Origin of the sequence: Pseudomonas sp. BT76 TE3572 (assembly GCF_050435365.1) — a bacterium.
GTDB lineage: Bacteria > Pseudomonadota > Gammaproteobacteria > Pseudomonadales > Pseudomonadaceae > Aquipseudomonas > Aquipseudomonas fluorescens_W.
Genome location: NZ_JBNDKE010000001.1, coordinates 256,414 through 280,048, shown reverse-complemented (window position 1 = coordinate 280,048; position 23,635 = coordinate 256,414). Strand labels below are relative to the sequence as shown.

The following is a 23,635-nucleotide window of genomic DNA, read 5'->3' as shown; positions in this document are numbered from 1 at the left end:
TTGTTTTAAGCGCAGCCGCCCTCGCGCAACCCCTTGTTCCAGGGGTTTACGTTTTCAGGAGTGAGGGCAAATGCCGGATGGCGCGGGCCAACCGGCGCCTGAACTAGCGATCCAGCTCGAGGATGAGTGCTTCGGCGTGTGGCCAGCGCCCATACCCGGCAGCAGGATTGAGATGACCGACGTCGCCGAGATTGAGCAGTTCGCTGCCCCAGCCTTCGGCCATGCGCGTGGCGGCGTCCAGGCTGGCGAGGTGGTCGTTGGTACTGGCGGCCACCAGACTGCGGAACGGCAACCGGCCTTTGGGTAGAGGGTCCCAACCCTGGGTGCGCAGGGTTTCAGCGGAGGGGTAGCCTTGCGGCCATTGAGCATCAAGGTCCGGCGGAGCGGCCAGCAGCGCGCCTTTGATCGGCCGACTGTGTCGGGCAGCCCAGTGCGCAACCATCAACACGCCGGCGCTGTGAGCAACCAGAATCACCGGCCCGTCGATCTGTTCCAATTCATGCTGAATCGCTTCGACCCGCTTGCTGCAATCGAGCTTGTCGGTTTCCAGCGGCGGCACACTGCGTACCTTGCACAGCCTGGCTTCAAGCAGCGTTTGCCAATGCTCGGCAACGTGCTCGCGCAGACCCGGTACGATCAGAACGGTTGCGGCAGTTTGCAGTTTGTCCACGTCAACACCTTCGCTTTCTCGATAACTCGACTGGCTCTGTTCGCCAGGGGCTTTTTGTAGGACTGACATTAAAGAGCGCCCGCCCGAGGCGCTTTTCATTGGACGTCAGGCACTTTTCTTTTCATGACAAATTTCCAGGTGTTGGCGCACGGCGACCATTGGTCGAATATCCCCGCAGGTTCTCTACAGCTCACTGTAATCAATGGGTGAGCGTCGATTGCCTCACAACAACGGTGTGATTTTGGACAGCTTTGGGCGAGCGCCCTCGACAACGTAACAACTGTTCAAGTGTTGATGTGCTGGATATAGTCGCCACGCAAATTTGAATCGCAACCGGCCCAGGAAAGACCTTCGCATGCCCAAGCTTGTTCGCGCCGCCGTCTTGACCAACTACCTGGAGGTCACTCAGTACCTGGGGTTCAATCCGCGCGATGTACTGGCCGGCGTCGGCTTGAGCAAAACCCAGCTGCAAGCCCCTGAACATCGCATTCCCATCGACGCCGCCGTGCGTCTGTTGGAGGATTCGGCTGCCGCCAGTGGCTGCCAGAGTTTCGGCCTGAGCATGGCCGAGTCGCGCCAGCTCTCGGACTTCGGCGTGGTCAGCCTGCTGCTCAGCCACCAGCGTACGCTGCGTGATACGTTGCAAGTGTTGGTGCACTACCGTCATCTGATGAACGATTCGCTGGCCCTCTTCATCGAGGAGGCTGGCAAGATGGTGATCATTCGCGAAGAGGTGGTCACCGAATCGCCGATGCCCTGCCGACAAGCCAATGAACTGGCGATCGGGGTGATGTTCCGCCTGTGCGCCGCCCTGCTCGGCGCACATTGGCATCCCTACAGTGTCAACTTCACGCACCAGCCGCCCGACAACCTGCAACTGCATCGTCGTCTGTTCGGCTGCAAGCTGGAGTTCGGCAGCGAGTTCAATGGCATTGTCTGTCCCAATGCCAGCCTCGACATGACCAACCCCCATGCCGACCCGGCCATGGCGCGCTACGCCCAGAGTTACCTCGACTCGCTGCTGAACCACGAAGGCCAGTCGATGCTGTTCGAGGTGCGCAAAGCCATCTACCTGTTGTTGCCGATGGGACGTGCCACTATCGAGCAGATCGCCCAGACCCAGGGCATGAACGTTCGGACCCTGCAACGACGCCTCAAAGACGACGGCTGCGCCTTCAACGACCTGATCAACGACGTGCGCCGTGACCTGGTGTTGCGCTACCTGGAAAACCCGAATTACTCGTTGGGCCGGATCGCTGACATGCTCGGCTACTCCATGGCGAGTTCCTTCACTCGCTGGTTCATCACCCAGTTCGGCATGCCGCCGGCCGCTTGGCGCAGCGCGCAAAAACAACCCAAGCCACCCAGCGAACCGAGCGCCCTGCCCGGCTCCATGGAACCCTGGGACGACTGAAAGGGACGCAAAAAAAACGGCGACTGTTGGAACAGTCGCCGCAAAAAAACCGGTGTCTATGACACCGGCCTAGGAGTCCTGTGGCGAGGGAGCTTGCTCCCGCTGGGGTGCGAAGCGGCCCCAAAACAGTCGCCGCGTACTTTCTGAAAAAACACAGTGGTCCTGGAAGAGGGGCGCTTCGCACCCCAGCGGGAGCAAGCTCCCTCGCCACAGTGTTGTGTGCCTACATTCCCCAACGCAGCAACAACAGCACCAGCACGACGAGGAACACCGTCTCCCCCACCATCAACAGGATCGGCTTGATGCCCACCGCCGCCAGTTCCTTGAGTTGGGTTTTCATGCCCAGGGCGCTGATGGAAACCACCAGGCACCAGCGCGACAATTCATTGACCGAGCCCTGCACCACCGGGGCCACCCAGCCGGTGCTGTTGATACAGGCCAGAATCAGAAACCCGACGGCGAACCATGGCAGCAGCGGCGGTCGTTTGCCGGTCGTGTCAGCGCCCTGCATGCGGGTGATCATGGCCGCACACACGATCACCGGCAGCAGCATGGCAACCCGCATCAACTTGACCACCGTGGCCGTATCGCCGGTCTCGGTCGACATGCTGTAACCGGCACCGACGACCTGGGCGACATCGTGGATGGTGGCGCCCAGGAACACGCCCGCCACTTGTGGCGACAACGACAGCCAGTTGGCAATCATCGGGTACACGATCATCGCCAGGGTCGACAGCGCCGACACCCCGATCACCGTGAATAACGTCGCGCGTTCTTTCTGCGGATGGTTCGGCAACGCCGCCGCCAGCGCCAACGCAGCCGACGCACCACAAATCGCGGTGGCGCCACCGGTGAGCATGCCGAACAAACGCTGAAAGCCCAGCGCTTTGGCCGCGATCACCGAGACGCTGATGGTCACCACCACCAGAATCACCACCAGCGCCACAGGCTTCCAGCCCAACGCAGCCATCTGTTCGAGGGTGATGCGCATACCCAGCAGCGCCACACCAATGCGCAACACGGTGCGCGAGGTGAACTCGATGCCGGCCTTGCAGGCGCCGTCACTGGCCAGGAAGTTCAGCGCCATGCCCAGCAACAAAGCGAACAGCATCACCGGCGCGCCGTAGTGCTCGGACAAAAAAGACGCGGCGGCAGCAACGATCAAGCTGACGACAAAACCTGGCGCCAGTTCGCGCGTTCGGCTGTGGATACGGGTGAGAGCGATGGCGCTCATGGCGCGGCCTCCTCGGGAACGATGACGATGAATGCCTGGCCGTCGATGATCTCGACCGGGTAGTTGGCGACTTTGACTGCGGTGGAATTGAGCAAGTAGCCGCTGCGCAAATCGAAGCGCAGGCCATGGGCGCAGCACTGAATCACCCGCCCCTCAAGGCGCCCGCCACACAGCGAGGCGCCCTGGTGCGGGCAACTGTCGTCGATGGCAAACACGTCACCGTCGACGTTGAACAGCGCCAGGCTTTTGTCATCGAATTCGAACAGTGCACGACCGCCCGCCTGCGGGAGTTTTCCGGCAGGCACGGGGATACGAAGGTTCATGCCGGTTGCCGCTCGTGATCACGTTTCTTGAGCGATTCGTTCATGGCCTCGAGCAGCGCCTGAGCAGGTTGTGCACCGATCACCGTCATGCGGCGGTCGAACTGAAAGCTCGGCACGCCACTGGTCGCGCCGGGCAAGCCTTCAAATGGCGTGGCGTCACCCTTCAGGCAATCGAGCACCACTTCCGTATCGACGCCGCAGGAGCGGGCAATGGCGAGCAAGGTCTCGCGGCACCCCAGGTTTTCACGTTTGCGGAAATAAGCGGCGAACAGCCGTTCGAGCAACATTTCACGCTGAGTAGCATTGCCCAGTACGCTGACTCGTTCGAACAGACGGTGGGCGTCTGCGGTGTTGGGCATCGTCTCGATGTGGCTGAGGTCGATGGTCAGTCCAACCGCCGCGGCAGCCTGCTGTACCTGGGCTTGACGCATGGTCATAGCGGCGGCATTGCCCAGACGTTTGCGATAGAAGTCGGCGAAGGGTTCACCTTGTACCGGCAACTGAGGCAGCAACTGCACGCCATGCCACACCGTGGTGATCTGCACATCCGGGTGGCGACTGCGAAACTGCACCTGCGCATGCTCCAGTTGACGTTTGCCGATCAGGCACCAGGGGCAGATGAAATCGAAGAACACATCAATACGTAAACGACCACTCACAACTTCACCTCTAACACGGATTCGTCCACCGGATCGATGACCCGCTCACCCTTAAGCCGGGCAATGTCCTTGTGGTAATGACACTTGGCATAAAAGAACACGGCCGCTGCCGCGAGGCTGACCAGTGGCACTAATTGAAAAGCAGCCTGCAAACCAATGAGGTCAGACACCTTGCCGGTGATGAATGGCCCAGGCGCCAGCCCCAGCATGTTGTTGGCCAGGGTCAGCGTGGCGAAGGCCGTGCCGTGGACCGAGTAATGGGTCAGGTTGGCAACCATCGCGCCGCAAGGGCCGGTCGTGCCGGCGGCAATCAACATGCCGAGGCAGATCAGCGCTAATTGCACTGGCCCTGCCGGCAGGGCGAACGCCGCCGACAACAGCAGGCAACTGCCCAGGCAATAGGCGATGGCCAAAGCGACTTTGCGCTCCGGCGCATGGCGCGACAGTCGATCGCTGAGCATGCCGCACAGGATCATCCCCGCACCGCTGCACAGCACGATGATCGCCGCGACACCGCCCGCCTTGTCCGTGGCCATGTCGTAATAGCGATTGAGGTAACTGGGCATCCACACAATCACGGTGCCGCCGACGAACAGTTGCAAGCCACTGCCGATGTAGGCCGCGATGACCGAGCGGCTGGAAAACAGCGTACGCAACGGACGCTTGACCGCTGCAGCCGCCTTGTTTGCCGCCAGGGAGGCACGTTGCGGCGCAATGCGCGCTTCCTTGACGATGACCGGGTAAAGCACAGCCAGCAGCAGGCCGAACAGCGCCATGCCGGCAAACGACCAGCGCCAGCCCAGCTTGGCGGCGATTGCACCGCCCAGCGCCATCCCTAATACCGAACCGAACATACCGCCCGCCATGAAAGCACTGGCCAGCGTTGCACGCAGGTGTTTGGGAAACACCGAAATCACCACCGCGATGCCGACGCTGCCGTACGCCGCTTCGCCGACGCCGACCATGAATCGAGCAATGAACATCTGCGGGTAGTCCTGCGCCACTGCGCAGCCCAGCGTCGCCAGACTCCACAGCAAGGCCATGAGCGCCAGGCTCTTGACCCGGCCAAAGCGATCCGCCAGCAATGACAGGGGAAATGTCAGCAGCCCCACCATCAGCGCGACAATGCCACTGAGCAGACCGAGCTGGCCGTCGCTCAGGGCCCATTCGCCCTTGAGCATCGGGAACACCGCGTTCAGCACCTGGCGCGACATGTAATCGGAAATCAACAGCCCGAACGTCAGTGCAAAAACGATCCAGGCATACGGGCGCGCAACACCGACAGCACAGTCGTCATCGTCTGCGGCGATTGGGTGAAAGGCCATGCAGCCTCCTCAAAGCTTTGTTTTATTGTTGTTATCAAGCGTGTTGCAGGGCAGCGAGCGGAAGGCCGTTGACCTCCCGCTTCGTCTGCCGATCAGCCGCGTTGCGGCACACCTTTCTGCCCAGCCTTGCGGTTGGGGGCCATACCGTTGGCCAGCAGCGTTTCTTCGATGCTTTGGTACTGCACGCCGATGCGGTAGATCTCACGGGCTTCTTTGCCGGTGGCGATTTCGCGACCCAGTTCATGAGCGATGCGCACGGTCTGCTTGATCTGCGCAACTGAGCCGAAACGGTCGCCCTTGTGATCAATGATAGTGTCTTCATTGCCCACACGCGGGTGCAAACCCATGGCCATCGACATGGTGTTGAACGGCATGACGTTCTTGAGCAGCGACTCGGAAGTCAGGGTGCAACCGTCTGGCGCACGGTGGATGAAGTTGAAGAAGTTGAACGGATTGGGGCCATCGAAACCGCCACCGATACCGATCCAGGTCAGGTTCAACGGCCCCTTGTAGACGCCCTTGCGCACCAGACGCTCAAGGGTCTCCATGGCATGCATGCCAGTCAGCTGGAAGTGCGGCTGGATGCCGTTGTCCGTCAGACGCTTGAGGTGTTCGGCGACCCAGGCCGGGCCTGCCGGTACGGTCATTTCGCTGTAGGCCGCGTGGATCAACGGGTTATCCAGAGAAGTGCCCTTCAGGTACTCCGGATACAGCAACTCCATGATGTTCATCTGGGTGGTGTTGATCGCCACCGTGACCTGATCCGGTTTTGGCGTCAGCTCGGCCAGCATGTGTCGCGTATCGTCAGACAGCCACTTGGCCGCTTCGCCATCGCTTTCCGGCGCGAAGGAAATCGAACCACCGACCTGGATGATCATGTCCGGCACGGCTTCACGCACGCCGGCGATCAACTCGTTGAATTTGGACAGACGCTTGGAACCCTTGCCGTCCAGCTCGCGCACATGCAAGTGCAAGACGGTGGCACCGGCCTCATAACAATCGACCGCTTTTTGCACCTGTTCGTCCATGGTCAGCGGGATGTCTTCGGGGAAGTCTTCCGGCATCCATTCCGGGCCGTACGGGGCCACGGTGATGACCACCTTTTCCATGTTTTCCGGGTGCAGGGAATCGTCGAAGAATTGCATGAGTTACTCCTGTTCTTATGATTGTCGCGCCCACCCGGGATCGTGCCGGGCAGACGTGTTTACGAGTGCGAATGCAGAAGGGGTCGATCAGTAAGTCTTGTCGCCGATGATCCCGGCGCGCTCCATCTTGCGATGGCACGGCGGGTAATCCATGACGGCGTAGTGCTGGGTGCTGCGGTTGTCCCAGATGGCGATGCTGTTGGGTTTCCAGCGCCAGCGCACCTGATACTCGGGGATGTAGGCCTGGCTGATCAGGTAGCGCAGCAACTCGCTCGCGCCAGGGTTGGCGTCCTGGCCGAAGCGCACCCGCTCGGGGGTGTGGTAGTTGCTCAAGTGCGTCGTGAAGGCGTTGACGAACAGCACCTTTTCCCCGGTTTCCGGGTGGGTACGCACCACCGGGTGCTCGGCATCCGGGTACATTGCCTTGAGCGCCAGACGTTTTTCGATCGGCATGGCGGCGCCAAAGCTTGCTTCGATGCTGTGGCGGGCACGCAGGTCGGCAATCTTCACCTTCACGTCCTCCGGCAAGCGCGCATACGCCTCGACCATGTTGGCCCACATGGTGTCGCCGCCCACCGGCGGGCACTCTACACAGCGCAGCACGCAGCCCATCGGCGGGGCCTCACGCCAGGTGGCATCGCTGTGCCAGGAGTTTTCATAGCGGTCCGCCGGCTGGTCCGGGTTCTTGTAGATGCGCACCAGCCCCGGATGATCCGGGTCGCTGCCCGCCACCGGGTGATCTTCCAGCTCGCCGAAGCGACGGGCGAAGGCCACGTGCTCGGCGCGGGTGATGTCCTGGTCACGCAGGAACACCACGCGATGCTTGAGCAATTGCGCACGAATCTCGGCAAACAGGCCATCGTCATGCACCGCGTCGGCAAGGTTGACGCCAATCAGTTCGGCGCCAATGCTGCAGGTCAATTGTTCGACTTTCATGGCAGACGACTCCCTTAAATGACGAAAATCGACGAGCCCGTGGTCTTGCGTGATTCCAGATCGCGATGGGCCTGGACAGCATCCTGCAAGGCGTAGTGCTGGTTGATCTCAATCTTGATCCGGCCACTGCCGACATGGTCGAACAACTCACCTGCCAACGCTGCTTTTTCCGCCGGGTCGGCGATGTAGTCGGCCAGGGCCGGACGGGTCATGAACAGCGAGCCTTTCATCGCCAGCATCACCGGGTCGAAGGCCGGGATCGGACCGGATGCCGTGCCGACGCACACCAGCAGGCCACGGCGCTTGAGCGAATCCAGCGAACCCATGAAGGTGTTCTTGCCGACGCTGTCGAACACCACGTTAACCCCTACGCCGTCAGTCAACTCGCGCACGCGCTGGGCAACGTCTTCGTGGCTGTAATTGATGACATGGTCGCAGCCATGGGCGCGGGCAATTTCGCCCTTGACCTCGGTGGACACGGTGCCGATGACGGTCAGGCCAAGCAGCTTGGCCCACTGCGAAACGATCAGGCCCACACCACCGGCAGCGGCGTGCAACAGAATGCTGTCGCCGGCTTTGAAATCGTAAATGCGCCGCATCAGGTACGAGGACGTCAAGCCGCGCATGGTCATGGCAGCGGCGGTCTCGAAACTGATGGTTTCCGGCAGCTTGATCAACGGTGCGGCCGGGATCAGGCGCTCGGTGCTGTAGGCCCCCAAGGTATTGAGAAAACCGGTGTAGGTGACGCGATCACCCACGCGGACATTGGTAACCCCTTCACCAATGGCCTGGACCACACCGGAGGCTTCAACCCCCATGCCATTGGGCATCGGGATCGGGTAAGTGCCATTGCGAAAGTAAGTGTCGGCATAGTTCAGGCCAACCGCCACATGACGAAGACGAACCTGGCCGGGACCGGGATCGCCAACTTCGACCTCCTCATAACGAAGGACTTCGGGACCACCGGTTTCGTAGAAGCGTACGGCTTTGGCCATTTTTTCTTATTCTCCAATCTGCAAGATGAGCGTGCTGCGTCGAATTGCGCTGATTGGACTGTAGGACGCCGTCTGACGAGTCGCTTCTCATCAGACGACAATGGCTTTTCATTTCATGACAACTACCTGCGTGTACGAATTCCGGAAACGAAAAAGCCCGGCCTGCTTGCCGTAATGCTGTGCACTTGAGGTTGGGGACATATCCGTTTTTGCGGTTATGGCTGCTGGCGGTTTCGCTTTTACAGCGAGTCACTTGGAAAAGCCCCAAGTAACCAAGGGCTCTTGCCCCTGACGTTCGGTGCCTCGCCTAGGCTCGGCATGCCCTCGCTCCGGTCCTGCTCCGTGGGCCTCTCGAGGGGGCGGTGTATCAAAATCAAAAGCGAGGCGGCCTACCGGCCGGCCTGTCTCTTCAAAGCGTACGCATTTCCCCTGTGGGAGCGAGCCTGCTCGCGATGAGGCCCTGTCAGTCGACATCAATGTTGAATGTAAGTCCGCCTTCGCGAGCAGGCTCGCACACAGTTGGATTTTTGGCGGGCATGACATAGGTGTCCACCGCCGATGAACTTGACAGACATCAGGTCGGCTATCAGGCCGCCTCGCTTGGCTTTGGCTTTTGATCTTGATCTGTCTGCCCCTTTCCCAGAGGCCGAACGCAGGCGTTGCGCAGGGGGCACCGCGGCAAGGATGCCGCGGTAGCCGCCCCCGGCCATGGATGGCCAATGGCGGCGGGCCCCCGGAGCAATGCCGGAGTGAGGGCATGCCGAGCCTAGGCGAGGCACCGAATGGAGGGGCAAAGCCTTTTGCTTACTTTTCGGCGTTTGGAAAAGTGAGTCGCTGTAAGAGCGAAACCATAAGTGGCCGTTACCGCAGAAACGGATATGTACCCCAACCTTAAGCGAACAGCATCCCGCAAGTGGGCCGCGCCTTCTCGTTTCGGAGGTAGGCTCAATGGTGCTGGCGTTGTCTTTGTAGCTCTGTCTTCAGCCAGGTACTCGCCGGCTGGACGCCTGTTGGGCAACGCACTTCATAGGCTTTGCCACTCATGCTGCTTTTAGTGGCCGCGAGATCGATGAAGTCTTCTGCGCTGCTCACCAGATTCTTGCCTTCGAGATAATTCAGCTTCTTTTCCAGATGTGCCCGAGCCTGGGGTCCAGGGTATTCACTGCCGTTGCGCACAAACTGACACTCACTGCGCTCCACAAAATCCAGCAAACCCTTTATCTCCTGATTTGCCTGTGCCGTGGTTTGAGCCTGCGCACCACCCGTCACCGCAAAAAGGCCGATAGAAGCCGCGACCAGCCATTGGCGGAAAATGGACCGAGTCACCGCTGCTTTCAAAATCCACATGATACTTCCTTGTCCTGAAAGGGCCGACTGTAGCGCGGCGTCACCCGCGCAACCAGCAGAACGCTGTGCGACGTTGTTCGTTCGAAAGGATCAACCTGCGGAAGGGAAAGAGAAAGGGGATCAATGAGCCCGGTGCCTCTGTGCGCGAGCAGTTGGCCAAAGTCGCAGGTACTTATCCCTGTATCGGCATCAGACTCATTGATCGTAGCCCAGCTCAATGTTGGGCGATTTCCATCTAACCGAATGGAGATGCATTGGCGCGTCAAAGCAGCCATGCCCTATTTTTTTAACAAAACAACTTCGGCACGTCTAATCACCTTTTTCCCCGGCCTTATAGGCTCAGGAAATATCACCGCACCACCATTCGTCGCATCAAAAGCGCTGCGCAATTTTTTTGACTATATCTGGCTTAAGGTTTGCAAAAGACGCTCATAGCTGCCCCAGAACGACGTAATTCTGACGCGGCAGCATTTTAATTAACGCTTAGGACGCCAGCGATGCGCTTGGTCAGTCACCGGGAGACGTAACGTGTCAACTCTCAACGAAATCGCAGCGAACCACGCGAGAATGGCCAAGGCTCTTGTCGAAGAGTCGACCGTGCTGAGTGAGCGCCCCACCCAGATAGTGGATAGTTTCGAAGTCCCATCCATGGATACGCCACACATGCCTCTGCACCTTATCGCCGGCGTGCAGGACAACCATTTCGGACAAGCGACGGCCTACTCGCTCTAACGATGCCTGATCCGGACAGCCTGTCGGCGCGCTAACGGTCGAGTACCACTTTCTGGCCTAAACTCAACTGACTAGCCCGTTGGGGAGCTGCCGGAGTGGCATTCCCATGCTTGAAACTGTAGAGATGTCGCGCGTGAAGCACTTCGCCGCCAATGTTGTCGGCCGAGATTTCGCGATCGGTGATATTCATGGCCATTTCACTGGGGTGCAGGCTGCTCTGGATGCCGCCGGGTTCAACCGCTTGGTAGATCGGCTGTTCAGTGTTGGTGATCTGATTGACCGCGGGCCCGAGTGCCGTGACGCGCTCGATTGGCTGGACAAACCATGGTTCCACCCGGTGCGAGGCAACCATGACGACTACGTGGTGTATTTCGATACCTGCGACATCGACAGCTGGATACTCAACGGGGGCTCATGGTTCACAGACCTGTCGTTGGTCGAGAAGCAAGCATTCGCGGCGCAGTTCGCCAAGCTCCCTATCGCAATCGAAGTCGAAACGGCACACGGCCTGATCGGCATCGTGCACGCCGATTGTCCATATCCATCATGGCAGCAACTGCGAATGGAACTGGAGTCGCCGGAAAACAACAGGCGTCTGCAGGAGGTGCAGCACTACTGCATGTGGTCACGACGGCGGCTCGATCAGCAGGAGACACATGGCATTGAAGGCCTGCGCGCACTGGTCGTAGGGCATACGCCGCTTTATATGCCCGTCAGCCTGGGCAATGTGATTCACATCGATACGGGTGGCTGGAGGCCGGACCGTGGTTATTTCACCCTGCTGGACCTCGAAACGCTCCAAACCATCCCCGCAAGCTGACTCAACACGGACCGGCCAACGCCATTCACTCAAAAAAAACCCGGCCTCATCAGCCGGGTTCTTTTTTAGCTATTCAGGTGGCATCACTGCCACCCACCATCAACAGCACTTCGGCCCAGCCTTGCTTCCGTAGCGAGCTTCCTGGCGCTCCCGAAAGAACACCTCATAACTCATCACCGGTTTGTCCGGGTGCTTGGTCTGCATGTGCTCGACGTAGGTGTCGTAGTCGGGCATGCCGACCATCAGGCGCGCGGCCTGACCGAGGTATTTACCGAGGCGACTCAGGTCATTGAACATGCTGCAATCCTCGATCAAGCGTCCGGCAGAGCCTGGAATGGCGCTTCTTTATCCGTACGTTCTTTAGTGCCCCAGGCGGCGATACCGACCTTGAGTGCAAAGAACAGGATGCTGAAGACCACCAGCAAGAACAGCGCGGTCAGCGTTGCGTTGGTGTAGGCGTTGTAGATCACGTGCTGCATCTGGTCGATGCTCTTCGCCGGGGCGAGGATCTGCCCGTTGGCCAGCGCATCGCTGTACTTCTTGGCCAAGGCCAGGAAACCGATCGCCGGGTTGGCATCGAACAGCTTGATGAAACCGGCGGTGGTGGTGCAGATCAGCAGCCACACGGCAGGCAGCATGGTGACCCAGACGTAGCACTGGCGTTTCATTTTGATCAGCACAACGGTCGCCAACATCAATGCGATACCGGCCAGCATCTGGTTGGAGATACCGAACAACGGCCACAAGGTGTTGATGCCACCCAACGGATCGATCACGCCCTGGTACAACAGATAACCCCACATCGCCACACAACCGGCGGTGGCGATCAGGTTGGCGGTCCAGGATTCAGTGCGTTTCAGCGCTGGCACGAAGGAACCGAGCAAGTCCTGCAGCATGAAGCGTCCGGCTCGGGTACCGGCATCGACTGCGGTCAGGATGAACAGCGCTTCGAACAGGATCGCGAAGTGGTACCAGAATGCCATGGTGTTTTCACCCGGCAGAAGGTGGTGCAGGATCTGCGCGATACCGACCGCCAGGGTCGGCGCACCGCCGGCACGGGCCAGGATGGTGGTTTCACCGATGTCCTTGGCCACCGCTTGCAGCGCTTCCGGGGTGATTGCAAAGCCCCAGCTGCTGACGGTCTGAGCCACCGTAACAGCGTCAGAGCCGACAAGCGCCGCCGGGCTGTTCATGGCGAAATACACGCCTGGTTCAATCACCGACGCAGCAACCATGGCCATGATGGCGACGAAGGATTCCATCAGCATGCCGCCGTAACCGATGTAACGGGCATGCCCTTCGCTGGCCAACAACTTCGGCGTAGTGCCGGAAGCAATCAGCGCGTGGAAACCGGAAACGGCGCCACAGGCAATAGTGATGAACAGGAACGGGAACAGACCGCCCTTCCACACCGGCCCGGTACCGTCGACGAACTGGGTCAGCGCCGGCATTTTCAGGTCGGGCATGGTGATCAGAATGCCGATCGCCAAGGCCACGATGGTGCCGATTTTCAGGAAGGTCGACAGGTAGTCACGCGGCGCCAGAATCAGCCACACCGGCAATACCGCGGCAACGAAACCGTAGCCGATCAGCATCCAGGTGATCTGGATCCCGGTGAAGGTAAAGGCCTTGGCCCAGACCGGGTCAGCGGCAACCTGCCCGCCCAGCCAAATCGAACCGAGCAGCAACAGCACGCCGACCACGGAGATTTCACCGATACGGCCCGGGCGGATGTAGCGCATGTAAATGCCCATGAACATCGCGATCGGGATGGTCGCCATCACCGTGAAAATACCCCATGGGCTTTCGGCCAGGGCTTTCACAACGATCAGCGCCAGCACCGCGAGGATGATGATCATGATCAGGAAGCAGCCAAACAGCGCGATGGTGCCGGGGATGCGGCCCATTTCTTCACGGACCATGTCCCCCAGGGAACGACCGTTGCGGCGGGTGGACATGAACAGGACCATGAAATCCTGAACGGCACCGGCCAGCACCACGCCGGCGATCAGCCACAGCGTCCCGGGCAGGTAACCCATCTGCGCCGCCAGGACCGGACCGACCAACGGCCCCGCGCCAGCAATGGCGGCGAAGTGGTGACCGAAGAGCACGTGTTTGTTGGTCGGCACGTAGTCCAGACCATCGTTATTAACGACAGCGGGCGTGGCACGATTGGGGTCGAGTTGCATCACCTTGGTGGCGATGAACAGGCTGTAGTAGCGGTATGCAACGAGATAAATAGCGACTGCTGCGACTACGATCCAGAGGGCATTGATCGCTTCGCCGCGGCGCAGGGCCACGACACTAAGCGCAAACGCTCCCAGGACAGCCACGGCAAACCAGGCGAGGTGTTTAGCCAGACGGGGCATAGCGTGTCTCCTGCCGACAGCCAGTGGACTGCGGCGGTAATTTTTATAATTGTGTCCGCTGTGCGGAGCTGGCCCAATATCCCCGCATGCCGTCTACAAATAAATCCGCGTTACTACGTACGCGGCGTCTACGTAGTTCTACGTAGATGATGCTGCTCCCGATGTGGGAGCGAGCCTGCTCGCGAAGGCAATCTGTCATTCAGCATCGATGTCGTCTGATAGACCGCCTTCGCGAGCAGGCTCGCTCCTACAGGGGATCGGTGTTCGCCTTTCGCTTCTCACCACTCATCAGGCCGAGCGTTAGCTCGCCTGCAGCTCTTGATCTTGATCCACCCGCCCCCTTCACGCCCTGAGCCTGTCCGTCAACCTGTGACTACCTCCATCGGCGCCTCTACCAACGTTGATCCGCGGCGCCCCAGCCACAGGTCATTCCGTCCAGCACCGCTACTGGACGCGCGTATCTTTGGCATATGATGCCGGGCCTTCGCCTTCCCTCGGTCCGGACAGGAGCAGAGATGCAGCTCAAACACAAAATCGTCGCGCTCGGGATTCTGCCGCTGGTGTTGGCCATCGCCGTCATCTGCGCGCTGGTGATTTCCATGAACCGGCAACTGGGCGAACAACAGGCGCAACTGATCGAAGACAGCATTCTGGCCAGCAAACGCGCCGAACTTAAGAACTACGTCGAAATGGCGCAAAGCCTGATCGAGCCGCTGTACGACGACGGCCACGGTGACGAACACGCACAGCAAAAAGTGCTGGAAGAACTGCGCAAACTCAGCTTTGGCATCAATGGCTACTTCTTCGTCTACGACCACGAAGGTCGCAGCCTGATGCACGCGCGCCAGTCCGAACTGGTGGGCAAATACCTGTGGGACATGAAGGACCCTCACGGTTTGCCGGTGATCCAGGCGTTGCTCAAAAGTGCGCAATCGGGCGAAGGTTTTCAACGCTATGCCTGGAACAAACCCTCTTCCGGCCAGGTGACCGACAAGCTCGCCTACGTGGTGATGCTGGATCGTTGGGGCTGGATGCTCGGCACCGGCATCTACCTAGAAGACGTTGAGCGCGCGACCCAGCAGGCGCGTGACGAAGTGGCCCAGGGCATTCGTAAAACCATGCTGGCGATTGCCGCGGTGGCCCTCGTGGCGGTGCTGTTTGTCTTCGCCAGCGGCATGACACTGAACGTCAGCGAGCATCGTCTGGCCGACAAAAAACTTCAACGCCTGACTCAGCGAATCGTCAGCTTGCAAGAGGAAGAGCGCTCACGGGTTTCCCGCGAACTGCACGACGGCATCAGCCAGGTGCTGGTCTCGATCAAGTTTCAGTTCGAACTGGCCAGCCATCTGCTCGAGAATGGACAAGCACACGACAAGGGTTTGAGTACGCTCAGGGACGCCACGGAACGCCTGGGTGAAGCCATTGGCGAAGTCCGCAGCCTCTCCCACGACCTTCGTTCCTCGCTGCTCGACACCCTGGGCCTGCCGGCGGCGATCGGTCAACTCGCTGCAGAATTCGAGCAGCGTAGCGGCCTGATGGTGACCTACAACGACAATGAATTCGACTGTCACCTAGTCGATGGGGCAGCGGTCTCGCTGTTTCGCATCGTGCAAGAAGGCCTGACTAATATTGAACGACACGCCCAGGCTAAAAACGTCGCCATTACCCTGCACGGGTCCGAAGATTCCGTGCGGTTGACGGTGGTCGATGACGGTATCGGTTTCAATGTCGCCCAGGTCGAACGTCGTCATGCGGGCATTGGCCTGCGTAATATCCGTGAACGTGTCGAGCATTTTGGTGGGCGATTCGACCTGGTCTCGATGCCGGGACGAAGTGAGCTGGACGTTTGGCTGCCAATGAAAATGCCCGGTACAACACGCTGACTCGCCCCCTGACAACAAGAGTGAATACACGCGATGAACCTGCCCTACCCGATCCGCGTCGCTTTGGTCGACGATCACGCTCTGGTCCGCGACGGGATCAAAGCACTGCTGGCGGTCATGGCCCCCCTGGAAGTGGTGGGCGAAGCCGAGAGTGGCGCGGATGCCATTGAAATGGTCGGACGCTGCCAGCCGGACCTGTTGCTGGTCGACATCAGCCTGCGGGACATGAACGGGCTCGAGCTGACCCGGGTGTTGCGCAGCCAGTACCCGTCGCTCAAGGTGCTGGTGCTCAGCATGTACGACAACAATGAATACGTCAGTGAATCCGTGCGCGCGGGGGCCAGCGGCTATGTACTGAAGAACTCACCGTCACGGGAAATCATCGCGGCGATCGAAGCCATCGCCAGTGGCGGCACGTTCTACAGCGCCGAGATCGCCCAGCGGCTCATCGCCGATAAAAATACCGACAACGAGCTGACACCGCGCGAGAGCCAGGTGTTGTACAAGATGGCTCAAGGGCTGAACAACAAGGAGATGGCCCGCGAACTGGACATCAGCGTTCGCACGGTAGAAACCCATCGCCTGAGCATCCGTCGCAAACTCAACATCGACAAACCGGCGGCACTGGTCAAATACGCGATCGATCACGGGATCATCTCGCGGTAGCAGGCATTAATGCTCAATGGAAAACCCGGCCTCACCAGCCGGGTTTTTTTTCGCTTTTTTATTGGCAACAGCCATCCCCTCCTCCCTTTTCGCCACCGTCCGACCAGAAACCCGTTTCAGGGACTTGCGCTACCGGTATTATGGTATACCATCAGACGCACAGACACTCTCACCTTACACGGAGCAGCTCATGAGTTTCGAAATCCGCAAGATCGTCAGCTATGTCGAAGAAACCTTTATCGAAGGCGGCAAGGCCACCGATAAGCCAGTGACCATGGTCGGGTTGGCCGTCGTGATGAAAAACCCTTGGCTGGGTCGCGGCTTTGTCGAAGACCTGAAACCGGAAATCCGTGCCAATTGCTCCGACCTCGGCGCGCTGATGGTTGAACGCCTGGTGGGCATCATCGGCGGTGCCGAGAAGATCGAGGCTTACGGCAAGGCTGCTGTCGTGGGCGCCGACGGTGAAATCGAACACGCCTCCGCCGTGATCCACACCCTGCGCTTTGGCAACCATTACCGCGAAGCGGTGAAAGCCAAGAGCTACCTGAGCTTTACCAACAAGCGTGGCGGCCCGGGCACATCGATCCAGATTCCGATGATGCACAAGGACGACGAAGGCCTGCGTTCGCACTACATCACCCTGGAAATGCAAATCGAAGATGCACCGCGCGCCGACGAAATCGTGGTGGTACTGGGTTGCGCCGATGGCGGCCGCCTGCACCCACGCATCGGCAACCGTTACATCGACCTGGAAGAACTGGCCGCTGAAAACGCCCAGTAATCAAGGTCGGTAAGAACAACAAAAAGGCATGCAGGAGCGCTCCATGATTCGGCTCACCGCTGAACTCACCCCGGCTGGCACCAGTTACCTGGCGACCGGCCAAGGCCAGCCCGTGGTTTTGATCCACGGCGTGGGCCTGAACAAAGAAATGTGGGGCGGCCAGGTCGTTGGCCTGGCCACGAAGTACCGCGTGATTGCCTACGACATGCTCGGCCACGGCGCCAGCCCGCGCCCGGAAAGCGGCACCCCCCTGCTCGGCTATGCCGACCAGTTGCTGGAGCTGCTCGATCACCTGCAATTGCCTCAGGCGACGGTGATCGGCTTTTCCATGGGCGGGCTGGTCGCGCGGGCATTTGCCTTGCATTACCCGCAACGCCTGCAAGGCCTGGTGGTGCTCAACAGCGTGTTCAATCGCAGCTCCGAACAGCGTGCCGGCGTTATCGCCCGCACCGCTCAAGCGGCCGAACACGGACCGGATGCCAACGCCGAAGCCGCCCTGTCGCGCTGGTTCAGCCGCGAGTATCAGGCGGCCAACCCGGCGCAGATTGCGGCCTTGCGCCAAACCTTGGCGGACAATGACCCGCAGGGTTACCTGACCACCTATGAGCTGTTCGCGACCCAGGACATGTACCGCGCCGACGATTTGGGCAGCATTCAGGTGCCGACACTGATCGCCACCGGTGAACTGGATCCGGGTTCCACGCCGGAAATGGCCGAGCAATTGGCCGCACGCATTCCCGGCGCGACAGTTGCCGTGCTCGCCGAGCAGCGGCATATGATGCCCGTAGAATCACCGCGCCTGGTCAACCAGCTGCTGCTGGAATTTCTCGACACAGCGCACTCCCGACAAAACCAAATAAAGGGGATCGTTGCATGACACTCGCACGCTTCCAGATGTGCATCGGCGGTGAATGGGTCGATGCCCTGTCCGGCAAGACCTTTGAAAGCCTGAACCCGGCCCTGGCCCAAGCCTGGGCCGAACTGCCCGATGCCGACGAAGCCGATGTCGAGCGCGCCGTTCAGGCTGCGCAGACGGCTTTCGACAGCCCGGCCTGGCGCGGCCTGACCGCCACCGCCCGCGGCAAACTGCTGCGGCGCCTGGGCGATCTGATCGCTGAAAACAAGGAACACCTGGCGCAGCTGGAAAGCCGTGACAACGGCAAGCTGATCCGCGAAACCCGTGGTCAGGTCAGCTACTTGCCGGAGTTCTTCCACTACACAGCAGGCCTGGCCGACAAACTTGAAGGCGGCACCCTGCCCCTCGACAAGCCCGACCTGTTTGCCTACACCGTGCACGAAGCCATGGGCGTGGTCGCCGCGATCATTCCCTGGAACAGTCCGCTGTACCTGACTGCGATAAAACTCGCCCCGGCCCTGGCGGCGGGCAACACCATCGTGATCAAACCGTCGGAACACGCCTCCGCAACCATTCTTGAACTGGCGCGTCTGGCGCTGGAGGCCGGCATCCCGCCGGGTGTGGTCAACGTCGTCACCGGTTATGGCCCAAGCACTGGCGCAGCCCTGACCCGCCATCCGCTGATCCGCAAAATCGCCTTCACCGGCGGCGCCGCGACGGCACGGCATGTGGTGCGCAGCAGCGCCGAGAACTTCGCCAAGTTGTCGCTGGAACTGGGCGGCAAATCGCCGAACATTATCTTCGCCGACGCCGACCTCGACAGCGCGATCAACGGCGCGATTGCCGGGATCTACGCGGCCTCCGGTCAGAGTTGCGTCTCCGGTTCGCGGTTGCTGGTGCAGGACGAAATCTACGATGAGTTCGTCGATCGTTTGGTCGAACGCGCCAAACGCATCCGCATCGGCAACCCGCAGGAAGACAGCAGCGAAATGGGCCCCATGGCCACCGCGCAGCAACTGGCCGTGGTCGAAGGCCTGGTCGCCGATGCCATCGCCGAAGGTGCGCGCCTGCGCCTGGGCGGCAAGCGTCCGCAGAATCTGGGCGATGGCTGGTTCTACGAGCCGACCTTGTTCGAATGCGACCGCAACTCGATGAAGATCATGCAGGAAGAAGTCTTTGGTCCGGTGGCCTCGGTCATCCGTTTCAAGGATGAAGCCGAAGCGTTGGCGATTGCCAACGACTCGCAGTTCGGCCTCGCCGCCGGCATCTGGACTCGCGATCTGGGCAGGGCTCATCGCCTGGCCCGGGATGTGCGATCCGGGATCATCTGGGTCAACACCTACCGCGCCGTGTCGGCCATGGCGCCGATCGGCGGTTTCAAGAACAGCGGCTATGGACGCGAGAGCGGTATCGATTCGGTACTGGCCTACACCGAGCTGAAAACGGTGTGGATCAACCTCTCCCAGGCGCCAATGCCTGACCCCTTCGTGATGCGCTAGGAGATTGACGAAATGATCGAACCCGGCATTTACAAAGACGTCATGAGCTCGTTCCCCTCCGGGGTCACGGTGGTCACCACCCTGGACCCGGACGGCGGCATCGTCGGCATTACCGCCAGCGCTTTCAGTGCGCTGTCGATCGATCCGGCACTGGTGCTGTTCTGCCCCAACTATGCCTCCGACACGTACCCGATCCTGCGCGACAGCAAGCAGTTCGCGATCCATTTGCTGTCCGCCGACCAGACCGCCGAAGCCTATGCATTTGCCGGTAAAGGCAAAGACAAGGCCAATGGCATCGACTGGCACTTGAGCGCGCTGGGCAATCCGCTGCTGGGCAACGCCACGGCGATCATCGAGTGCGAACTGTGGCGCGAATACGACGGCGGTGACCACGCGATCATCGTCGGCGCGGTGAAGAACCTGATTCTGCCCGAGCAACCGGTGACGCCGATGATCTACCACAAAGGCAAGCTGGGCCCTTTGCCCGCCCTGGCCTGACGGGTTTACTCGCTCCCACAGGGATTGCGCTGGAGAACAATGATGAGCAACGAGAAATATAAACAGGGGCTGAAAATCCGCACCCAGGTGCTGGGCGAAGCCTACGTGAAACGCTCCATCGAGAACGCCGACGACTTCACCCGGCCACTGCAGGAAATGGTCACCGAGTACTGCTGGGGCCACGTCTGGGGCCGTGAGGGTTTGTCGCTTAAAGAGCGCAGCATGATAAACTTGGCCATGATTTCGGCCCTCAATCGGCCTCACGAACTCAAGCTGCATGTACGCGGCGCCTTGCGTAACGGACTGACTCGTGAACAAATACGCGAAATTCTGCTTCAGGTCGGTATTTATTGCGGCGTCCCCGCTGCCGTAGACAGTTTCCGGCTCGCCCGTGAAGCGTTCGCCGAAGCCGATGCCGAGGCCTCCAGTTAACCCTTGGCTGTTTGATCTGACCGAGCACGGAGATTCTTGCGATCGAAGTGCTCTTTTTGCATGGACAGCCACACTCAGAGCGGACCCCATGAAACGCCTGCCACTCGACGACAGCTTCAAGGTCAATCGCAACCCCGTTACCCTGCGCGAAATCGTGCTGGATAAACTGCGAAGCGCCATCATGAACTTCCAGCTCCTGCCGGGAGACCGTCTGGTCGAGCGCGATCTGTGCGATCGCCTGGGCGTCAGCCGCACGTCCGTGCGCGAAGCCTTGCGTCACCTGGAATCCGAAGGCCTGGTGGAATTCGCCGACGCCAAGGGCCCACGGGTCGCCATCATTACCCTCTCCGATGCCGGTGATATCTACGAGCTGCGTTGCGTGCTCGAAGGCCTGATCGTTCAGCTGTTCACCCTGCGCGCCAAGGCCAAGGACATCAAGGCCCTGGAAAAAGCCCTCGAGGAAAACCGCAAGGCCCTCAAGGACGGCGAGCTGCAACAGGTGATCGATTCGGTTCAGGGCTTCTACGATGTGCTGCTCGAAGGTTCCGGCAACCATGTCGCGGCCACTCAGCTGCGTCAGTTGCAGGCACGGATCAGCTACCTGCGGGCGACGTCGGTGTCCCAGGAAAACCGTCGCGGGGCGAGCAATCAGGAAATGGAACGCATGGTCGAGGCGATCAAGAGTGGCGATCCCCTCGCCGCCCACCAGGCTTGCGTTGACCACGTGCGCGCCGCCGCAACCGTCGCCCTCGATTACCTCAAGCGCAAACAGGAAGAGACCGGGAAAATGCCTGAGATCACCCTGCCGATCGCGCTTAAAGAACCGCGCATAGGTCGCTAAAGATGTTCAGCCCGAGCTTTTGTCCAAAGTGCGGCGGCAATGACCTCAGGTCTCAGCTGCCACCGGGCGATACGCACGAGCGCCTGATGTGCCGCGGCTGTGGCTACATCCATTACGTCAATCCGAAAATCATTGCCGGCTGCATCATCGAGCAGGACGGCAAGTATTTGCTGTGTCAGCGCGCCATCCCGCCGCGTCCTGGCACCTGGACGCTACCGGCCGGCTTCATGGAAGGCGGCGAGACCACCGAACAAGCAGCGCTGCGCGAAGTCTGGGAAGAGAGCGGCGTGCGCGCGGAAATTCTCTCGCCGTACTCGATCTTCAGCGTGCCGAAGATCAGCGAGGTGTACATCATCTTCCGCGCCATTGCGCTGGAGATCACCGGCCAGTACGGGCCGGAAACCCTCGACTACAAATTCTTCGCACCCGAGGACATTCCCTGGGACAGCATCTACTACCCGGCGATCCGGCAGATCCTCGAACGCTATATCGAGGAACGCCAGGCCGGGGTCTATGGCATCTACATCGGCAACGACGATAGCGGCAAGATCCATTTCATTCGCTGAGCCTGTTTCTACAAGCGGGGCTCAGGGCGCCACGCCCTCGACAATAATGATCTGAGCCCGGGCCACGCCCTCGCGGTGCCGTTTCGCTTCCTGATATTCCTCCGACTGGTAGCAGGCCAGCGCCTGTTCGTACGAGTCGAATTCAATCACCACGTTGCGCTGCGGCGTGGGCCCGCCTTCCAGCGCTTCGCTGCGCCCGCCACGGGCCAACATCCGTCCGCCATACAACGCGAAGGCCGCCGGCGCCCGCTGGGTGTATTGGCTGTATTGATCGGGGTCGGTGACATCGACATGAGCAATCCAGTACGCCTTCATAGTGACCTCTCGGTTTATTTTGTATTATGGTATACCACAAAGTATTTCCATCAAACACTGAGAATCCCAGCATGGCCTTCAACAGCATCGAAGAAATTATCGAAGACTATCGACAAGGCAAAATGGTGCTCCTGGTCGATGACGAGGATCGGGAAAACGAAGGTGACCTGCTGCTGGCCGCCGACTGCTGCACGGCCGAGGCCATCAGCTTCATGGCTCGGGAAGCTCGCGGCCTGATCTGCCTGACCTTGACCGACGACCACTGCCAACGCCTCGGGCTGGAACAGATGGTGCCGAGCAATGGCAGCGTGTTCAGCACCGCATTCACCGTCTCGATCGAGGCCGCAGTCGGCGTGACCACCGGCATCTCCGCCGCCGACCGGGCGCGTACCGTGGCAGCCGCCGTCGCCGTTAATGCCGGGGCCGCCGACCTCGTGCAACCCGGTCATATTTTCCCACTGCGCGCCAAGGAAGGCGGCGTACTGACTCGCGCCGGTCATACCGAGGCCGGTTGCGACCTGGCACGCCTGGCCGGCTTCACCCCGGCCTCGGTGATCGTCGAAGTGATGAACGATGACGGCACCATGGCCCGCCGCCCGGACCTGGAAGTGTTCGCGCGCAAGCACGGGATCAAGATCGGCACCATCGCCGACCTGATTCACTATCGCCTCAGCACCGAGAGCACAGTCGTGCGTATCGGTGAACGTGAACTGCCCACCGTGCATGGCACGTTCCGGCTGATCACTTTTGAGGACCGCATCGAAGGCGGCGTCCACATGGCAATGGTCATGGGCAAGTTGCACCGGGACGAACCGACGCTGGTGCGCGTGCATGTGATCGATCCGCTGCGCGACCTGGTGGGCGCCGAATACAGCGGTCCGTCCAACTGGACGTTGTGGGCGGCGTTGCAGCGAGTCGCCGAGGAAGGTCGTGGCGTGGTGGTGGTGCTGGCCAATCATGAGTCATCACAGGCGCTGCTAGAGCGTGTGCCGCAGCTGACCCAGCCGCCACGGCAGTTCAGCCGTTCGCAGTCGCGCATCTATTCTGAAGTCGGTACCGGGGCGCAGATTCTGCAGGACCTTGGCGTGGGCAAGCTGCGTCATCTTGGTCCTCCGCTGAAGTACGCGGGTTTGACCGGTTACGACCTGGAAGTGGTGGAAAGCATCCCTTTCACTCAGTGATCCCGAGGCATTCCCTGTGGCGAGGGAGCTTGCTCCCGCCGGGTTGCGAAGCGGCCCCTCTCCCGACCTGAAAAGAAGGGGACAGCTGCGCAGTCCAGCGGGAGCAAGCTCCCTCGCCACAGACAGGCGTTCAGCCAGACAGTAAAAA

General features: G+C 60.3%; 25 protein-coding genes. 13 read left to right on the top strand and 12 right to left on the bottom strand.

Going from position 1 to position 23,635, the window contains the following annotated elements:
- Window positions 1-103 precede the first annotated feature (103 nt).
- Entirely contained in the window at window positions 104-670 is a 567-nt protein-coding gene (locus tag ABH912_RS01365) for an RBBP9/YdeN family alpha/beta hydrolase (protein WP_429512984.1), read from the bottom strand.
- Between the two features lie 355 nt (window positions 671-1,025).
- On the opposite strand from ABH912_RS01365, the gene ABH912_RS01360 reads away from it, so the two are divergent.
- The gene (locus tag ABH912_RS01360; protein WP_033061533.1) at window positions 1,026-2,084 is read left to right on the top strand and encodes an AraC family transcriptional regulator; all 1,059 of its coding nucleotides are present in this window, start codon (window positions 1,026-1,028) and stop codon (window positions 2,082-2,084) included.
- A gap of 223 nt (window positions 2,085-2,307) precedes the next feature.
- Here ABH912_RS01360 and ABH912_RS01355 read toward each other — a convergent pair whose 3' ends face one another.
- The 8 genes from ABH912_RS01355 to ABH912_RS01320 all read right to left on the bottom strand — a co-directional run bounded on the left by ABH912_RS01355 (window position 2,308) and on the right by ABH912_RS01320 (window position 10,048).
- Window positions 2,308-3,318, bottom strand: a complete 1,011-nt coding sequence (locus ABH912_RS01355; RefSeq protein WP_429509359.1) for a YeiH family protein — start codon at window positions 3,316-3,318, stop codon at window positions 2,308-2,310.
- Window positions 3,315-3,641 carry a Rieske (2Fe-2S) protein gene (locus ABH912_RS01350; RefSeq protein ID WP_429509358.1) on the bottom strand — a complete coding sequence of 109 codons (327 nt, stop codon included), beginning with the start codon at window positions 3,639-3,641 and terminating at the stop codon, window positions 3,315-3,317. Before ABH912_RS01350 ends, ABH912_RS01355 begins: the two co-directional genes overlap by 4 nt.
- A complete protein-coding gene (locus ABH912_RS01345) occupies window positions 3,638-4,300 on the bottom strand; it encodes a DsbA family oxidoreductase (protein ID WP_033061529.1) in 663 nt (220 codons plus the stop codon). Before ABH912_RS01345 ends, ABH912_RS01350 begins: the two co-directional genes overlap by 4 nt.
- Window positions 4,297-5,625: an MFS transporter gene (locus ABH912_RS01340; protein WP_429509357.1), complete on the bottom strand. Its 1,329-nt coding sequence runs from the start codon at window positions 5,623-5,625 to the stop codon at window positions 4,297-4,299. Before ABH912_RS01340 ends, ABH912_RS01345 begins: the two co-directional genes overlap by 4 nt.
- A gap of 92 nt (window positions 5,626-5,717) precedes the next feature.
- Window positions 5,718-6,770, bottom strand: a complete 1,053-nt coding sequence (locus tag ABH912_RS01335) for a 3-keto-5-aminohexanoate cleavage protein (RefSeq protein WP_046055197.1) — start codon at window positions 6,768-6,770, stop codon at window positions 5,718-5,720.
- A gap of 87 nt (window positions 6,771-6,857) precedes the next feature.
- Complete coding sequence (locus ABH912_RS01330; RefSeq protein ID WP_033061525.1) at window positions 6,858-7,706, bottom strand: TauD/TfdA dioxygenase family protein; 849 nt, start codon at window positions 7,704-7,706, stop codon at window positions 6,858-6,860.
- Between the two features lie 14 nt (window positions 7,707-7,720).
- Window positions 7,721-8,701, bottom strand: coding sequence for a quinone oxidoreductase family protein (locus tag ABH912_RS01325; protein ID WP_033061524.1), 981 nt, complete (start codon window positions 8,699-8,701; stop codon window positions 7,721-7,723).
- Between the two features lie 945 nt (window positions 8,702-9,646).
- Window positions 9,647-10,048 carry a DUF5329 domain-containing protein gene (locus ABH912_RS01320; RefSeq protein WP_429509356.1) on the bottom strand — a complete coding sequence of 134 codons (402 nt, stop codon included), beginning with the start codon at window positions 10,046-10,048 and terminating at the stop codon, window positions 9,647-9,649.
- 528 nt (window positions 10,049-10,576) lie between these two features.
- Here ABH912_RS01320 and ABH912_RS01315 point away from each other — a divergent pair.
- Together ABH912_RS01315 and ABH912_RS01310 are read left to right on the top strand one after the other, a co-directional pair.
- The gene (locus tag ABH912_RS01315) at window positions 10,577-10,780 is read left to right on the top strand and encodes a hypothetical protein (protein WP_033057777.1); all 204 of its coding nucleotides are present in this window, start codon (window positions 10,577-10,579) and stop codon (window positions 10,778-10,780) included.
- A gap of 106 nt (window positions 10,781-10,886) precedes the next feature.
- Window positions 10,887-11,600 carry a metallophosphoesterase gene (locus ABH912_RS01310; protein ID WP_429509355.1) on the top strand — a complete coding sequence of 238 codons (714 nt, stop codon included), beginning with the start codon at window positions 10,887-10,889 and terminating at the stop codon, window positions 11,598-11,600.
- A gap of 99 nt (window positions 11,601-11,699) precedes the next feature.
- On the opposite strand, the gene ABH912_RS01305 is transcribed toward ABH912_RS01310, so the two are convergent.
- Window positions 11,700-11,897: a YbdD/YjiX family protein gene (locus ABH912_RS01305; protein WP_007900300.1), complete on the bottom strand. Its 198-nt coding sequence runs from the start codon at window positions 11,895-11,897 to the stop codon at window positions 11,700-11,702.
- A gap of 14 nt (window positions 11,898-11,911) precedes the next feature.
- Window positions 11,912-13,969 (bottom strand): carbon starvation CstA family protein, encoded by a 2,058-nt coding sequence (locus ABH912_RS01300; protein WP_429509354.1) that lies wholly within the window; start codon window positions 13,967-13,969, stop codon window positions 11,912-11,914.
- A gap of 515 nt (window positions 13,970-14,484) precedes the next feature.
- On the opposite strand from ABH912_RS01300, the gene ABH912_RS01295 reads away from it, so the two are divergent.
- The 9 genes from ABH912_RS01295 to ABH912_RS01255 all read left to right on the top strand — a co-directional run bounded on the left by ABH912_RS01295 (window position 14,485) and on the right by ABH912_RS01255 (window position 21,991).
- A complete protein-coding gene (locus ABH912_RS01295) occupies window positions 14,485-15,852 on the top strand; it encodes a cache domain-containing protein (protein ID WP_429509353.1) in 1,368 nt (455 codons plus the stop codon).
- A gap of 33 nt (window positions 15,853-15,885) precedes the next feature.
- The gene (locus tag ABH912_RS01290) at window positions 15,886-16,518 is read left to right on the top strand and encodes a response regulator (protein ID WP_033057767.1); all 633 of its coding nucleotides are present in this window, start codon (window positions 15,886-15,888) and stop codon (window positions 16,516-16,518) included.
- A 190-nt stretch (window positions 16,519-16,708) separates the two neighbouring features.
- Window positions 16,709-17,299, top strand: a complete 591-nt coding sequence (locus ABH912_RS01285) for an amino acid synthesis family protein (RefSeq protein WP_003182108.1) — start codon at window positions 16,709-16,711, stop codon at window positions 17,297-17,299.
- Window positions 17,300-17,342: 43 nt separating this feature from the next.
- Window positions 17,343-18,176, top strand: coding sequence for an alpha/beta fold hydrolase (locus tag ABH912_RS01280; RefSeq protein WP_033057764.1), 834 nt, complete (start codon window positions 17,343-17,345; stop codon window positions 18,174-18,176).
- Complete coding sequence (locus ABH912_RS01275; protein WP_033057762.1) at window positions 18,173-19,654, top strand: aldehyde dehydrogenase; 1,482 nt, start codon at window positions 18,173-18,175, stop codon at window positions 19,652-19,654. Before ABH912_RS01280 ends, ABH912_RS01275 begins: the two co-directional genes overlap by 4 nt.
- Before the next feature lie 12 nt (window positions 19,655-19,666).
- Window positions 19,667-20,152, top strand: coding sequence for a flavin reductase family protein (locus ABH912_RS01270; RefSeq protein ID WP_033057760.1), 486 nt, complete (start codon window positions 19,667-19,669; stop codon window positions 20,150-20,152).
- Window positions 20,153-20,194: 42 nt separating this feature from the next.
- Window positions 20,195-20,584: a carboxymuconolactone decarboxylase family protein gene (locus ABH912_RS01265; RefSeq protein WP_033057758.1), complete on the top strand. Its 390-nt coding sequence runs from the start codon at window positions 20,195-20,197 to the stop codon at window positions 20,582-20,584.
- Window positions 20,585-20,672: 88 nt separating this feature from the next.
- Complete coding sequence (locus ABH912_RS01260) at window positions 20,673-21,425, top strand: GntR family transcriptional regulator (protein ID WP_033057756.1); 753 nt, start codon at window positions 20,673-20,675, stop codon at window positions 21,423-21,425.
- Window positions 21,426-21,427: 2 nt separating this feature from the next.
- Complete coding sequence (locus ABH912_RS01255) at window positions 21,428-21,991, top strand: NUDIX hydrolase (RefSeq protein ID WP_033057754.1); 564 nt, start codon at window positions 21,428-21,430, stop codon at window positions 21,989-21,991.
- 21 nt (window positions 21,992-22,012) lie between these two features.
- Here ABH912_RS01255 and ABH912_RS01250 read toward each other — a convergent pair whose 3' ends face one another.
- Window positions 22,013-22,306 (bottom strand): DUF1330 domain-containing protein, encoded by a 294-nt coding sequence (locus ABH912_RS01250; RefSeq protein WP_033057753.1) that lies wholly within the window; start codon window positions 22,304-22,306, stop codon window positions 22,013-22,015.
- 71 nt (window positions 22,307-22,377) lie between these two features.
- Here ABH912_RS01250 and ribBA point away from each other — a divergent pair, with 71 nt between their 5' ends.
- Window positions 22,378-23,487: a bifunctional 3,4-dihydroxy-2-butanone-4-phosphate synthase/GTP cyclohydrolase II gene (gene ribBA, locus ABH912_RS01245; protein WP_033057751.1), complete on the top strand. Its 1,110-nt coding sequence runs from the start codon at window positions 22,378-22,380 to the stop codon at window positions 23,485-23,487.
- Window positions 23,488-23,635 lie beyond the last annotated feature (148 nt).